Origin of the sequence: Burkholderia cenocepacia, assembly GCF_014211915.1 — a bacterium.
Lineage (GTDB): Bacteria > Pseudomonadota > Gammaproteobacteria > Burkholderiales > Burkholderiaceae > Burkholderia > Burkholderia orbicola.
The window spans coordinates 891303-905010 of record NZ_CP060039.1; the positions used below are offsets into that span (position 1 = coordinate 891303).

At 67.9% G+C, this 13708-nt stretch carries 16 protein-coding genes; all 16 read left to right on the forward strand.

Translation table 11 applies throughout. The features are described from left to right. The first annotated feature begins 22 nt into the window (after nt 1-22). The gene (locus SY91_RS04175; RefSeq protein ID WP_011546614.1) at nt 23-838 is read left to right on the forward strand and encodes a thiazole synthase; all 816 of its coding nucleotides are present in this window, start codon (nt 23-25) and stop codon (nt 836-838) included. Continuing rightward, on the forward strand, nt 835-1962 hold the full coding sequence (gene thiE, locus SY91_RS04180) for a thiamine phosphate synthase (RefSeq protein WP_185921087.1): 1128 nt from the start codon (nt 835-837) through the stop codon (nt 1960-1962). Before SY91_RS04175 ends, thiE begins: the two co-directional genes overlap by 4 nt. Nucleotides 1963-2046: 84 nt before the next feature. After that, nucleotides 2047-2868: an ABC transporter ATP-binding protein gene (locus SY91_RS04185; RefSeq protein ID WP_006477138.1), complete on the forward strand. Its 822-nt coding sequence runs from the start codon at nt 2047-2049 to the stop codon at nt 2866-2868. Next, nucleotides 2865-3632, forward strand: coding sequence for a lipid asymmetry maintenance ABC transporter permease subunit MlaE (mlaE, locus tag SY91_RS04190; protein ID WP_023478119.1), 768 nt, complete (start codon nt 2865-2867; stop codon nt 3630-3632). The genes SY91_RS04185 and mlaE overlap by 4 nt, the downstream gene beginning before the upstream one ends. Before the next feature lie 24 nt (nt 3633-3656). Beyond that, nucleotides 3657-4226 (forward strand): outer membrane lipid asymmetry maintenance protein MlaD, encoded by a 570-nt coding sequence (gene mlaD / locus SY91_RS04195; RefSeq protein WP_006477136.1) that lies wholly within the window; start codon nt 3657-3659, stop codon nt 4224-4226. A gap of 31 nt (nt 4227-4257) precedes the next feature. Continuing rightward, nucleotides 4258-5220, forward strand: a complete 963-nt coding sequence (locus SY91_RS04200) for a VacJ family lipoprotein (protein ID WP_185921136.1) — start codon at nt 4258-4260, stop codon at nt 5218-5220. Nucleotides 5221-5331: 111 nt separating this feature from the next. Next, nucleotides 5332-5961 carry a phospholipid-binding protein MlaC gene (locus tag SY91_RS04205; RefSeq protein WP_027809257.1) on the forward strand — a complete coding sequence of 210 codons (630 nt, stop codon included), beginning with the start codon at nt 5332-5334 and terminating at the stop codon, nt 5959-5961. Continuing rightward, the gene (locus SY91_RS04210; RefSeq protein ID WP_023476191.1) at nt 5958-6233 is read left to right on the forward strand and encodes a lipid asymmetry maintenance protein MlaB; all 276 of its coding nucleotides are present in this window, start codon (nt 5958-5960) and stop codon (nt 6231-6233) included. The genes SY91_RS04205 and SY91_RS04210 overlap by 4 nt, the downstream gene beginning before the upstream one ends. 192 nt (nt 6234-6425) lie before the next feature. Beyond that, a complete protein-coding gene (locus tag SY91_RS04215; RefSeq protein WP_023476192.1) occupies nt 6426-7352 on the forward strand; it encodes an ABC transporter ATP-binding protein in 927 nt (308 codons plus the stop codon). After that, nucleotides 7349-8170, forward strand: coding sequence for an ABC transporter permease (locus tag SY91_RS04220; RefSeq protein WP_011546608.1), 822 nt, complete (start codon nt 7349-7351; stop codon nt 8168-8170). The genes SY91_RS04215 and SY91_RS04220 overlap by 4 nt, the downstream gene beginning before the upstream one ends. 55 nt (nt 8171-8225) lie before the next feature. Beyond that, nucleotides 8226-8465, forward strand: a complete 240-nt coding sequence (locus tag SY91_RS04225) for a BolA family protein (protein WP_006477131.1) — start codon at nt 8226-8228, stop codon at nt 8463-8465. A 14-nt stretch (nt 8466-8479) separates the two neighbouring features. Then, entirely contained in the window at nt 8480-9829 is a 1350-nt protein-coding gene (gene murA / locus SY91_RS04230) for a UDP-N-acetylglucosamine 1-carboxyvinyltransferase (RefSeq protein WP_006477130.1), read from the forward strand. Continuing rightward, nucleotides 9826-10479 (forward strand): ATP phosphoribosyltransferase, encoded by a 654-nt coding sequence (hisG, locus tag SY91_RS04235; protein ID WP_006477129.1) that lies wholly within the window; start codon nt 9826-9828, stop codon nt 10477-10479. Before murA ends, hisG begins: the two co-directional genes overlap by 4 nt. Nucleotides 10480-10503: 24 nt before the next feature. Then, nucleotides 10504-11820: a histidinol dehydrogenase gene (gene hisD, locus SY91_RS04240; protein ID WP_023476194.1), complete on the forward strand. Its 1317-nt coding sequence runs from the start codon at nt 10504-10506 to the stop codon at nt 11818-11820. A gap of 143 nt (nt 11821-11963) precedes the next feature. Further along, entirely contained in the window at nt 11964-13037 is a 1074-nt protein-coding gene (gene hisC / locus SY91_RS04245) for a histidinol-phosphate transaminase (RefSeq protein ID WP_023476195.1), read from the forward strand. Between the two features lie 65 nt (nt 13038-13102). Beyond that, entirely contained in the window at nt 13103-13690 is a 588-nt protein-coding gene (gene hisB, locus SY91_RS04250; protein WP_011546606.1) for an imidazoleglycerol-phosphate dehydratase HisB, read from the forward strand. Nucleotides 13691-13708 lie beyond the last annotated feature (18 nt).

Sequence of the window (13708 nt, forward strand, 5' to 3'; positions counted from 1 at the left end):
CCCGCTCTTCCAGGAAAACGACATGACGTCCCACCCCTCCGCCGACGCGCTGACGCTGTACGGTGAAACCTTCGCAAGCCGCGTGCTGCTCGGCACGTCACGCTATCCGTCGCTGCAATCGCTGTCCGATTCGATCGCCGCGTCGCGCCCCGGGATGGTGACGGTCGCGCTGCGCCGGCAGATGACGGGCGGCACGGCCGAAGCCGGCTTCTTCGACCTGCTCAAGCGCCACGCGGTGCCGCTGCTGCCGAATACGGCCGGTTGCCAGACCGTCGCCGAAGCCGTGACGACCGCGCACATGGCGCGCGAGGTCTTCGACACCGACTGGATCAAGCTCGAACTGATCGGCGACGACTACACGCTGCAGCCCGACCCGGTCGGGCTGATCGAAGCGGCCGCGCAACTGGTCAAGGACGGCTTCAAGGTGCTGCCGTACTGCACCGAGGATCTCGTGATCGGCCGGCGCCTGCTCGACGTCGGCTGCGAGGCGCTGATGCCGTGGGGCGCGCCGATCGGCACCGGCAAGGGCGTCGTGAATCCGTACGGGCTGCGCGTGCTGCGCGAACGGTTGCCGGACGTGCCGCTGATCGTCGACGCGGGGCTCGGCGTGCCGTCGCACGCGTGCCAGGTGATGGAGTGGGGCTTCGACGGCGTGCTGCTGAATACGGCGGTGTCGCAGGCCACGCACCCGGAAATCATGGCAAGAGCGTTCGCGCAGGGCGTCGAGGCGGGCCGCGCCGCGTATCTCGCCGGTCCGATGGACGCGCGCGACACCGCGCATGCGAGCACGCCGGTGGTCGGGATGCCGTTCTGGCACCAGGACGGAGGCGGCGCATGAGCGCGGCGCGCTTCGCCGATGCGTTCTGGCCGCCGGCCGACGAGCTGGCCGAAGCGGCCGAGCGGATTCGCGCGCGGCTCGGCGACTGGCCTGAGGGCGCGGCGCCGTGGCGGCTCTGCGTGGCGGCGCCCGACGTGCCGGCCGACGGCGACGTGCTGATCGTGTCGGCCGGCGACCGTGCCGCGCAGGCGCGCGCATCGGCCGTGTCGCGGCCTGCGTCGCCCGATGCGGTGGCGATCGAATTCGACGAGCAGGGCGCCGTGCTGCATGCGGCGGGCGTGCGTTACGCGCTCGACGCCGCGCATCCGCTCGCGGACGACTGGATCGCGGCGCTCGCCGCGTTCCTCGATTGCGGCTTCGCGCCGGTCGACGCGCTGGTGCTCGCGCTGGCGTGGCGCGACGGCGACGAGACGCGCGCCGCCGACGCATGGCCGGTCGATGCCGCGCGATTCCCGCGTGTCGCCGGGCTGCCGCCCGCGCCGGAGCCGGCGTTCCCGCCGTGCCCCGCGCAACTCGGCCTCTATCCGGTCGTGCCGAGCGCCGAATGGGTCGAGCGCGTGCTCGACGGCGGCGCGCGAACCGTGCAATTGCGCGTGAAAGAGGCGACGCCGGACGCGCTGCGCCGGGAAATCGCGCGTGCGGTCGCGGCCGGGCACCGTTATCGCGATGCGCGCGTGTTCATCAACGATCACTGGGAGATCGCCGCAGAAGCAGGCGCGTACGGCGTACATCTCGGTCAGGAAGACCTCGAAACGGCCGATCTGGCCGCGATCGCGCGCGCGGGCCTGCGGCTCGGACTTTCGAGTCACGGCTATTACGAGATGTTGCGGGCGCTGCACGAGCGGCCGAGCTACCTCGCGCTCGGCCCCGTGTACGCGACCGCCACCAAGGCCGTTGCCGCGCCGCCACAGGGGCTCGCGCGGATTGCCCGCTACGCGCGCTTCGCCGGCGCGCGCGCGCCGCTCGTCGCGATCGGCGGGGTGGGGCTCGACACGCTGCCGGCGGTGGTGGCGACGGGCGTGGGCAGCGTCGCGGTGGTCAGCGCGGTCACGGGCGCGGCCGACTATCGGACGGCGCTTATTGCACTGCAGCAGTGCTTTACCGGACAATTTGACAATCATTGACCGCAGGGCCCGGAACGGCGTCACGACATCATTCCAATGCAGGCCCTATAATTCGGCGTTCTGCGTAAAAGGACTGTCAGCTCCGTGAGCCCCACTCCTACCGAGACCCTGCTGGAACTTCGCGACGTCGACTTTGGTTACGGCGACCGCCTCGTCCTGTCCAACCTGAACCTGCGCTTCGGGCGCGGGCAGGTCGTCGCGGTCATGGGCGGCTCGGGTTGCGGCAAGACCACCGTGCTGCGCCTGATCGGCGGCCTCGTGCGTGCGCGTCGCGGACAGGTGCTGTTCGACGGCGCCGATGTCGGCGCGCAAACGCGCGACGGCCTGTACGCGCTGCGCCGCAAGATGGGCATGCTGTTCCAGTTCGGCGCGCTGTTTACCGACATGTCGGTGTTCGAGAACGTCGCGTTCGCGCTGCGCGAGCATACCGACCTGCCCGAAGACCTGATCCGCGACCTCGTGCTGATGAAGCTCAACGCGGTCGGGCTGCGCGGCGCGCGCGACCTGATGCCGTCCGAAGTATCGGGCGGGATGGCGCGCCGCATCGCGCTGGCGCGCGCGATCGCGCTCGATCCGCAGCTCATCATGTACGACGAGCCGTTCGCGGGCCTCGATCCGATCTCGCTCGGCATCACCGCGAACCTGATCCGCACGCTGAACCAGGCGCTCGGCGCGACGTCGATCCTCGTGACGCACGACGTGCCGGAATCGTTCGCGATCGCCGACTACGTGTATTTTCTGGCCAATGGCGGCGTGCTCGCGCAGGGCACGCCCGACGAGCTGCGCGCGTCGACCGATCCGAGCGTGCGGCAGTTCATCGACGGCGCGCCGGACGGCCCGTTCAAATTTCATTACACGAGCCCGCCGCTCGCAGCGGATTTCGGGCTCGGCGGAGGGCGCGCATGATCAGCGCGATCGGACGTTACGTCATCGGCGGCCTCGAGCGCGCGGGCTACGGCACGCGCCTGTTCGTGCGCCTCGTGCTGGAATTCTTTCCGCTGCTGCGCCGGCCGCGGCTGGTCACGAAGCAGATCCACTTCCTCGGCAACTATTCGTTCGTGATCATTGCGGTGTCGGGGCTGTTCGTCGGCTTCGTGCTCGGCCTGCAGGGCTATTACACGCTGAATCGCTACGGTTCCGAGCAGGCGCTCGGCCTGCTGGTCGCGCTGTCGCTCGTGCGCGAGCTCGGGCCGGTCGTCACCGCGCTGCTGTTCGCGGGCCGCGCGGGCACGTCGCTCACGGCCGAGATCGGCCTGATGAAGGCCGGCGAGCAGCTCACCGCGCTCGAGATGATGGCGGTCGACCCGATCAAGACGGTGATCGCGCCGCGCATGTGGGCGGGCATCATCGCGATGCCGCTCCTGGCCGCGATCTTCAACGCGGTCGGCGTGCTCGGCGGTTACTTCGTCGGCGTCGTGCTGATCGGCGTCGATCCGGGCGCGTTCTGGTCGCAGATGCAGGGCGGGGTCCAGGTCTGGGCCGACGTCGGCAACGGCGTGATCAAGAGCATCGTGTTCGGCTTCGCCGTGACCTTCATTGCGCTGTACCAGGGGTATGAAGCGAAGCCCACGCCCGAAGGCGTGTCGCGCGCGACCACCAAGACGGTCGTATTCGCGTCGCTCGCCGTACTCGGCCTCGATTTCCTGCTGACCGCGCTGATGTTCAGCTAAGCCTCAGCCAAGCCAAATTTTGGGATGACGATGAAAAAGACTGCTCTCGACTTCTGGGTCGGCCTGTTCGTGGTGGTGGGCTTCCTTGCGGTGCTGTTCCTGGCGCTGAAGGTCGGCAACATGAGCTCGCTGTCGTTTCAGCCGACCTACTCGGTGAGGATGAAATTCGACAATATCGGCGGGCTGAAGCCGCGCGCGGCCGTGAAGAGCGCGGGCGTCGTGGTCGGCCGCGTGAAGTCGATCGGCTTCGATCCGAACACGTACCAGGCGGTCGTCACGATCGACGTCGACGGCCAGTACCCGTTCCCGAAGGATTCGTCGGCGAAGATCCTGACGTCGGGCCTGCTCGGCGAGCAATATATCGGCCTCGATCCGGGCGGCGACACCGAAATGCTGAAGTCCGGCGATACGATCACGATGACGCAGTCGGCGATCGTGCTCGAGAACCTGATCGGCCAGTTCCTGTACAGCAAGGCCGCGGATGCGGGCGGCGCGAAGCCGGCAGCAGGGGCGTCGGCCGTTCCGGCCGCGCCGGCACCGGTGGCGGTACCGGCGTCGGCGGTGTCCGGCGCGTCCGGCTCGGCGGCTCAATAACCACACGAGAGAAAACAAGAGGGTAATGACCATGCACACGATCCGCATCAGGCACGCCGCGCTGGCGATGGCGGCAGTCGCCGCGTTGAGCGGCTGCGCGACCGTGCAGACGCCGACCAAGGGCGATCCGCTCGAAGGCTTCAACCGGTCGATGTACAAGTTCAACGACACGGTCGATACGTACGCGCTGAAGCCGGTCGCGAAGGGTTACCAGTACGTGGTGCCGCAGCCGGTGCGCGACAGCGTGACGAACTTCTTCTCGAACATCGGCGACGTCTACATCGCGGCGAACAACATCGTTCAGCTGCGGATCGCGGACGGCGTCGGCGACATCATGCGCGTCGTGATCAACACGGTGTTCGGCGTCGGCGGCCTGTTCGACGTCGCGACGATCGCGAAGCTGCCGAAGCACACGGCCGACTTCGGGATCACGATGGGCCGCTACGGCGTGCCGTCGGGCCCGTATCTCGTGCTGCCGCTGCTCGGCCCGAGCACGCTGCGCGACACGGCCGGCCTCGGTGTCGACTACGTCGGCAACCCGCTCACCTACGTGAAGCCGGACGGCCTGAGCTGGGGCCTGTTCGGCGTGAACCTGGTCAACACGCGCGCGAACCTGCTCGGCGCGGGCGACGTGCTGGATGCCGCGGCGCTCGACAAGTATTCGTTCGTCCGCAACGCGTACCTGCAGCGTCGCCAGATGCTGATCAGCAACGCGCGCGGCGAGGCCGCCGCGACGTCGAGCAACGACGCGCTGCCGAAGTACGATCTGCCGGAAGACGGCGCGGCACCGGCGGCAGCCGGCGCGGCCGGAACGGCGGGCGCGGCAGCGGTGGGCGGCGCGGCGCCGGCGCCCGCATCGGGCGCGGCGGTGGCTGCGCCGGCCTCGGGCTCGGCCGAAGCGCCGAACCCGGCCAGCGAAACGAACGTGCCGGCGATGCAGGTGGCGCCGCCGTCGCCGGGCGGGTTCCGGTTCCCGAGCATCCGGCTGCACTGACGGACTTACATTCGTTACAGCCGGAAACGATTCAGTCAGTAGCGTAGGCGAACTTGCGCGTAAGCTACCTGCTCCAACCTTCGCATCGACTCATTCATGCAGGCCACTATGATGAAAAAACTGTTCCTGATCCCCGTTTTCGCGGCGCTGTTCTCGTTCGGCAGCGCAGCTCACGCGCAAGTCGACCAGTCGAACCCGCAAGCGCTGATCAAGACGGCGACCCAGCAGGTGCTCGACGAAGTCAAGCAGCAGACGATCAAGCAGGGCGACACCAACCGCATCATCTCGATCGTCAACAAGGACATCCTGCCGTACACCGATTTCCGCCGCACCACGCAGCTCGCGATGGGTCGCAATTGGCGCACGGCGACGGCCGAGCAGCAGCAGCAGGTTCAGGAGCAGTTCAAGCTGCTGCTGATCCGCACGTATTCGGGCGCGCTCGCGCAGCTGAAGCCGGACCAGCAGATCCAGTACCCGCCGTTCCGCGCCGATCCGGCCGATACCGACGTCGTCGTGAAGACGGTTGCGCTGAACAACGGTCAGCCGGTCCAGATCGACTACCGCCTGTACAAGACGGCGAACGGCTGGAAGGTGTATGACCTGAACGTGCTCGGCGCATGGCTGATCCAGACGTACCAGCAGCAGTTCAACGAGAAGATCCAGCAAAGCGGCGTGGACGGCCTGATCAAGTTCCTGACGCAGCGCAACCAGGAGCTTGCTGCGGGCAAGCAGGCGTCGTGAGCGGCTTCGAAGCCGGCTCCTCGCTGACCGTTGCGAGCGCGAAGTCCGTGCTCGCGGACGGTCTTGCGCGCATCGGCGCCGGCGCGACCGCCGTCGATTGCGCGGCGCTGACGCAGTTCGACTCGTCCGCGCTCGCCGTGCTGCTCGCATGGCAACGTGCCGCCAAAGCGCGCGGCACAGCCCTCGACATCCTCAATCTCCCTCCGAAGCTCGCCAGCCTCGCGCGCGCCTACGGCGTCGACGCACTCATCGAAGGCACCGGGCGACATTGACCCTGTCCGACCGAAGCCTGCCGCGCCAGCCGGCGCGCGCACGCTTCAGGCCGCGCGCCGTCGGCGCCGGCTCCACCAGCCGGTTTGCCCTATAATCAAGCGTTTTGCGGGGCAGCCAATCGGCGTCCGGCCCCCATTTTCTTTCGCAGCAAGCACAGAATAGGCGTCGCGGCCCTTGCGTCGCGCACAGTCATGTCAGCCATAGAAATCCGTCACGTCAAGAAGCGCTACAAGTCGCTTCAGGCGCTCAAGGGCGTCAGCCTGTCGGTCGAGGAAGGCGAGTTTTTCGGTCTACTCGGCCCCAACGGCGCAGGCAAGACCACGCTCATCAGTATCCTCGCCGGGCTCGCCCGGGCCGACGAAGGCAGCATCTCGGTGCGCGGTCACGACGTCGTCCAGGACTTCCGCAACGCGCGCCGCGCCCTCGGCGTCGTGCCGCAGGAACTCGTTTTCGACCCGTTCTTCACCGTGCGCGAGACGCTGCGCATCCAGTCCGGCTATTTCGGGCTGCACCGCAACGACGACTGGATCGATGAAGTGATGGCCAATCTCGATCTCACCGAGAAAGCCGACGCGAACATGCGCGCGCTGTCGGGCGGGATGAAGCGCCGCGTGCTCGTCGCGCAGGCGCTCGTGCACCGGCCGCCCGTGATCGTGCTCGACGAGCCGACCGCCGGCGTCGACGTCGAATTGCGCCAGACGCTGTGGAAATTCATCTCGCGCCTGAACCGCGAGGGTCACACGATCGTGCTGACCACCCATTACCTCGAGGAAGCCGAGTCGCTGTGCGACCGCATCGCGATGCTGCGCCGCGGTGAAGTCGTCGCGCTCGACCGCACCGACGCGCTGCTGCGCCGCTTCGCGGGCCTGCAGCTGTACCTGCGGCTCGCGACCGGCGCGCTGCCGGCCGAGCTGCGCGGGCTGGAAACCGACCCGGCCGCGCGCGCGCCGGGCGAACACCTGCTGCGCCTCGCGAGCTACGACGAGGTCGAACGCATCCTCGCGCAATGCCGCGCGGCCGGCTGCACGTTCGACGAGATCGAGGTCCGCAAGGCCGACCTCGAGGATGTGTTCGTCCAGGTGATGAACGGGGCCGAGGTGATCGAGGGTCTGGCATGAATCAACACTCCCCACGCGAACTGCGTTCGCTGACGTCCGAGGGGACGGCCCGGCCCGTGCCGGGAAGCGGGTTTCGCACGCTGTTCTACAAGGAACTGCTGCGTTTCTGGAAGGTGTCGTTCCAGACGGTGCTCGCGCCGATCGTCACGGCGCTGCTGTATCTGACGATCTTCGGCCACGCGCTGTCGGGCCGCGTCGAGGTCTATCCGGGCGTCGAGTACGTGAGCTTTCTCGTGCCGGGCCTCGTGATGATGAGCGTGCTGCAGAACGCGTTCGCGAACAGCTCGTCGTCGCTGATCCAGTCGAAGATCACCGGTAACCTCGTGTTCATGCTGCTGCCGCCGCTGTCGTACCGCGACATCTTCGGCGCGTACGTGCTCGCATCCGTCGTGCGCGGGCTCGCGGTCGGCACCGGCGTGTTCGTCGTGACGATCTGGTTTATCCCGATGCACTTCGCGGCGCCGCTGTTCATCATTGCGTTCGCGCTGCTCGGCTCGGCGATCCTCGGCACGCTCGGCCTGATCGCCGGGATCTGGGCCGAGAAGTTCGACCAGCTCGCCGCGTTCCAGAACTTCCTGATCATGCCGCTGACGTTCCTGTCCGGCGTGTTCTATTCGACGCATTCGCTGCCGCCCGTGTGGCGCGAAGTGTCGCGTCTCAACCCGTTTTTCTACATGATCGACGGCTTCCGTTTCGGGTTCTTCGGCGCGTCCGACATCAACCCGTTCGCGAGCCTCGCGATCGTCACCGGTTTCTTCGTGCTGCTCGCGCTGATCGCGATGCGGCTGCTCGCGACCGGCTACAAACTGCGTCATTGATATCGACAGGCCGCGGCCGCCCCGGGGCGGCGCGCGCCGACAGGAGCCTTACACCATGTTGCCGACTCCCGAACAGGTCAAGCAATACATCGCCGGCGGTCTCGCCTGCACGCATCTGGAAGTCGAAGGCGACGGCCAGCATTTCTTCGCGACGATCGTGTCGGCGGCCTTCGAAGGCAAGCGGCCGATCCAGCGGCACCAGCTCGTCTATGCGGCGCTCGGCGATCGCATGAAGCAGGAAATTCACGCGCTCAGCATGAAGACGCTGACGCCCGCCGAATGGCAGAACGCATAAACGGAAATCACTGAGTGCAAGTCACCGTCAACGAGCGCGACGCCGTCCAGAGCGTCGCCACGGCACACCCGGCCGCCAACGGGGAATCGCAGGGACAGGGGATGGACAAACTCGCGATCGAAGGCGGCAACCGCCTGTCGGGCGAGATCGTCGTGTCGGGCGCGAAGAACGCCGCGCTGCCGATCCTGTGCGCGGGGCTGCTCACCGCCGATCCGGTCGATCTCGACAACGTGCCGAACCTGAAGGACGTGCGCACGACGCTGAAGGTGCTGAACCAGATGGGCGTGAAGAGCGAGACCGACGGCTGCCGCGTGCAGCTCGACGCGTCGCGCGTCGACAACCTCGTCGCGCCGTACGAGCTCGTGAAGACGATGCGCGCGTCGATCCTCGTGCTCGGGCCGCTGCTCGCGCGCTTCGGCGAGGCGAAGGTATCGCTGCCGGGCGGCTGCGCGATCGGCGCACGGCCGGTCGACCAGCACATCAAGGGCCTGCAGGCGATGGGCGCGGAGATCAGCATCGAGCACGGCTTCATCGAAGCGCGCGCGAAGCGCCTGAAAGGCGCACGCATCGTGACCGACATGATCACGGTGACGGGGACCGAAAACCTGCTGATGGCCGCGACGCTCGCCGACGGCGAGACGGTGATCGAAAACGCCGCGCGCGAGCCGGAAGTGAGCGATCTCGCACACTTGCTGGTCGCGATGGGCGCGAAAATCGACGGCATCGGCACTGATCGCCTCGTGATCCAGGGCGTCGAGCGGCTGCACGGCGCGCGTCATTCGGTGATCCCCGACCGGATCGAAGCCGGCACGTTCCTGTGCGCGGTCGCGGCGGCCGGCGGCGACGTGATGCTGACGGGCGTGCGCCCGCACATCCTCGACGCGGTGATCGACAAGCTGCGCGAAGCGGGCGTGTCGATCGAGGAAGGCGACAGCTGGCTGCGCGTGAAGATGGACCGCCGCCCGTCGGCGGTGACGATCCGCACGTCGGAATATCCGGCGTTCCCGACCGACATGCAGGCGCAGTTCATGGCCCTCAATACGGTCGCGACGGGCACCGCGCAGGTCGTCGAAACCATTTTCGAGAACCGCTTCATGCATGTGCAGGAGCTGAACCGGCTCGGCGCGAACATCACGATCGACGGCAACACGGCGCTCGTGACCGGCGTCGACAAGCTGTCCGGCGCGAACGTGATGGCGACCGACCTGCGTGCGTCGGCGAGCCTCGTGATCGCCGGGCTGCGCGCCGACGGCGAAACGCTCGTCGACCGCATCTATCACCTGGACCGCGGCTACGACCGCATGGAAGCCAAACTGACCGCCGTCGGCGCGAACGTGCGCCGCCTTTCCGGGAGCCAAGCATGACCGCGCCGCTGACCCTCGCCCTGTCGAAGGGCCGGATTTTCGAGGAAACCCTGCCGCTGCTGGCCGCCGCCGGCGTGCAGGTGGCCGAGGACCCGGAAACGTCGCGCAAGCTGATCCTGCCGACGACCGATCCGAACCTGCGCGTGATCATCGTGCGTGCGAGCGACGTGCCGACCTACGTCGAATACGGCGCGGCCGATTTCGGCGTGGCCGGCAAGGACGTGCTGGTCGAGCACGGCGGCTCGGGCCTGTACCAGCCGATCGATCTGAACATTGCGCGCTGCCGGATGTCGGTGGCCGTGCCGGCCGGTTTCGACTACGCGAATGCGGTGCGCCAGGGCGCGCGCCTGCGGGTCGCGACGAAATACGTCGAAACGGCGCGCGAACACTTTGCCGCGAAGGGCGTGCACGTCGACCTGATCAAGCTGTACGGCTCGATGGAGCTCGCGCCGCTGGTCGGGCTGGCCGACGCGATCGTCGACCTCGTCAGCTCGGGCGGCACGCTGAAGGCGAACAATCTGGTCGAGGTCGAGGAGATCATGGCGATCTCGTCGCGCCTCGTCGTGAACCAGGCCGCGCTGAAACTGAAGCGCGCGGCGCTCAAGCCGATCCTCGACGCGTTCGAACGCGCGTCGCAGAATGGCGGTTGAGCGCATCACCGTAACGGAACTCTCATGTCCATCACCATCCGCAAGCTCGATTCGACGAACGAAGGCTTCGGCGCCGCGCTGCGCGCCGTGCTCGCGTTCGAGGCGAGCGAAGACGAAGCGATCGAGCAATCGGTCGCGAAGATCCTCGCCGACGTGAAGTCGCGCGGCGACGCCGCGGTGCTCGAGTACACGAACCGTTTCGACCGGCTGAGCGCGAACAGCGTCGCCGCGCTCGAACTGCCGCAGGACGCGCTGCAGACGGCGCTCGACGGCCTCGCGCCGAAAGCGCGCGCAGCGCTGGAAGCGGCCGCGGCGCGGGTGCGCGCATACCACGAGAAGCAGAAGATCGAATGCGGCACGCATAGCTGGCAGTACACGGAAAGCGACGGCACGGTGCTCGGCCAGAAGGTCACGCCGCTCGACCGCGTCGGCCTGTACGTGCCAGGCGGCAAGGCCGCGTATCCGTCGTCGGTGCTGATGAATGCGATTCCGGCGCGCGTCGCGGGCGTTGGCGAGATCGTGATGGTCGTGCCGACGCCGGACGGCGTGAAGAACGACCTCGTGCTGGCGGCGGCGCTGCTCGGCGGCGTCGATCGCGTGTTCACGATCGGCGGCGCGCAGGCGGTCGGCGCGCTCGCGTACGGCACCGAGACGGTGCCGCCCGTCGACAAGATCTGCGGCCCCGGCAACGCGTACGTCGCGTCGGCGAAGCGCCGCGTGTTCGGCACGGTCGGCATCGACATGATCGCCGGGCCGTCGGAAATCCTGGTGCTGTGCGACGGGACGACCGATCCGAACTGGGTCGCGATGGACCTGTTCTCGCAGGCCGAGCACGACGAACTCGCGCAGTCGATCCTGCTGTGCCCGGACGCTGCATTCCTCGATCGCGTCGAGAAGGCGATCGGCGAGCTGCTGCCGACGATGCCGCGCCAGGACGTGATCCGCGCGTCGCTCGAAGGCCGCGGCGCGCTGATCAAGGTGCGCGACATGGCCGAGGCATGCCGGATCGCGAACGACATCGCGCCGGAACACCTCGAAATCTCGGCGCTGGAGCCGCAGCAATGGGGCCAGCAGATCCGCCACGCGGGCGCGATCTTCCTCGGCCGCTACACGAGCGAGAGCCTCGGCGACTACTGCGCGGGCCCGAACCACGTGCTGCCGACGTCGCGCACCGCGCGCTTCTCGTCGCCGCTCGGCGTGTACGACTTCATCAAGCGCTCGAGCCTGATCGAGGTCAGCGCGGAAGGCGCGCAGACGCTCGGCGAGATCGCATCCGAGCTCGCCTACGGCGAAGGGCTGCAGGCGCACGCAAGGAGTGCCGAGTTCCGGATGAAGGGCTGACCGCGCATCGTGCGCGGGGCCGGGCAGGCGCCGAGGCGCCGGCGCCGGCGGCACCCGGAGCGGGGCAGGAGACGAGCGCAGGGCGGCAGCCGCCGCCTTGCCGACCCATTTGACGCCAGCGCGACGCACGCCGGCTTGAGACCATGACGACGCCACAAGACATCATCCGCCGCGACGTGCTCGCGATGACCAGCTATCCGGTGCCGGACGCGAGCGGGTTCGTGAAGCTCGACGCGATGGAGAACCCGTACCCGCTGCCCGCGCCGCTCGCCGCGGCGCTCGGCGAGCGGCTCGCGCAGGTCGCGCTGAACCGCTACCCGGCGCCGCGCCCGGCCGCGCTGCTCGACAAGCTGCGCCACGCGATGCGCGTGCCGGCCGGCTGCGACGTGCTGCTCGGCAACGGTTCCGACGAAATCATCAGCATGATCTCGGTCGCGTGCGCGCAGCCGGGCGCGAAGGTGCTCGCACCGGTGCCGGGCTTCGTGATGTACGAACTTTCGGCGAAGTTCGCGCAGCTCGAATTCGTCGGCGTGCCGCTGAAGGCCGACCTGACGCTCGACGTCGACGCGATGCTCGCGGCGATCGCCGAGCACCGGCCGGCGATCGTCTATCTCGCGTACCCGAACAACCCGACCGGCACGCTGTACGACGATGCCGACGTCGAGCGGATCGTCGCGGCCGCCCGGCACAGCCTGATCGTGATCGACGAGGCGTATCAGCCGTTCGCCGAGCGTTCGTGGTTGCCGCGCGCCGCCGAGTTCGACAACGTCGTCGTGATGCGCACGGTGTCGAAGCTCGGCCTCGCGGGTATCCGCCTCGGCTACCTCGTCGGCTTGCCGGCGTGGCTGAACGAGTTCGACAAGGTGCGCCCGCCGTACAACATCAACGTGCTGACCCAGGCGACCGCCGATTTCCTGCTCGACCACCTCGACGTGCTCGACGCGCAGGCGGCCGAATTGCGCGCGGAACGTACCCGCCTCGCGCAGGCGGTGGCCGCGCTGCCGGGCGCGACGGTGTTCCCGAGCGCCGGCAATTTCCTGCTGGTGCGCGTGCCGGACGCGGCCGCCGTGTTCGATGCGCTGCTCACCGAGCGGGTGCTGGTCAAAAACGTGAGTAAAATGCATCCATTACTGGCCGAATGCGTGCGGCTGACCGTCGGTTCTCCCGACGAAAACGCCCACCTGCTGGCCGCCTTGAAACTCGCGCTGCCCGGTTGAGCCCAGGGCGCGGCGGCGCGCGACGATCAATCCCCATTTACATCAGACTCAATCAAGGAATTGCCATGCGTGTGGCGGAAGTCGTTCGCAATACCAGCGAAACGCAGATCCGTGTGAAGCTCGATCTCGACGGCACCGGCCGGCAGAAGCTGGCCACCGGCGTGCCGTTTCTCGACCATATGCTCGACCAGATCGCGCGACACGGTCTGGTCGATCTCGAGGTCGAAGCGCATGGCGACACGCATATCGACGATCACCACACGGTCGAGGATGTCGGCATCACGCTCGGTCAGGCCGTCGCGAAGGCGATCGGCGACCGCAAGGGCATCCGCCGCTACGGCCATTCGTACGTGCCGCTCGACGAGGCGCTGTCGCGCGTCGTGATCGATTTCTCCGGCCGGCCGGGCCTCGAATTCCACGTGCCGTTCACGCGCGCGCGGATCGGCACGTTCGACGTCGACCTGTCGATCGAATTCTTCCGCGGGTTCGTGAACCACGCGGGCGTCACGCTGCACATCGACAACCTGCGCGGGATCAACGCGCACCATCAGCTCGAGACGGTGTTCAAGGCCTTCGGCCGGGCGCTGCGCGCGGCGGTGGAGCTCGACGAGCGGGCGGCGGGGCAGATTCCGTCGACCAAAGGCAGCCTCTAACTTCCGAACGGACGACGC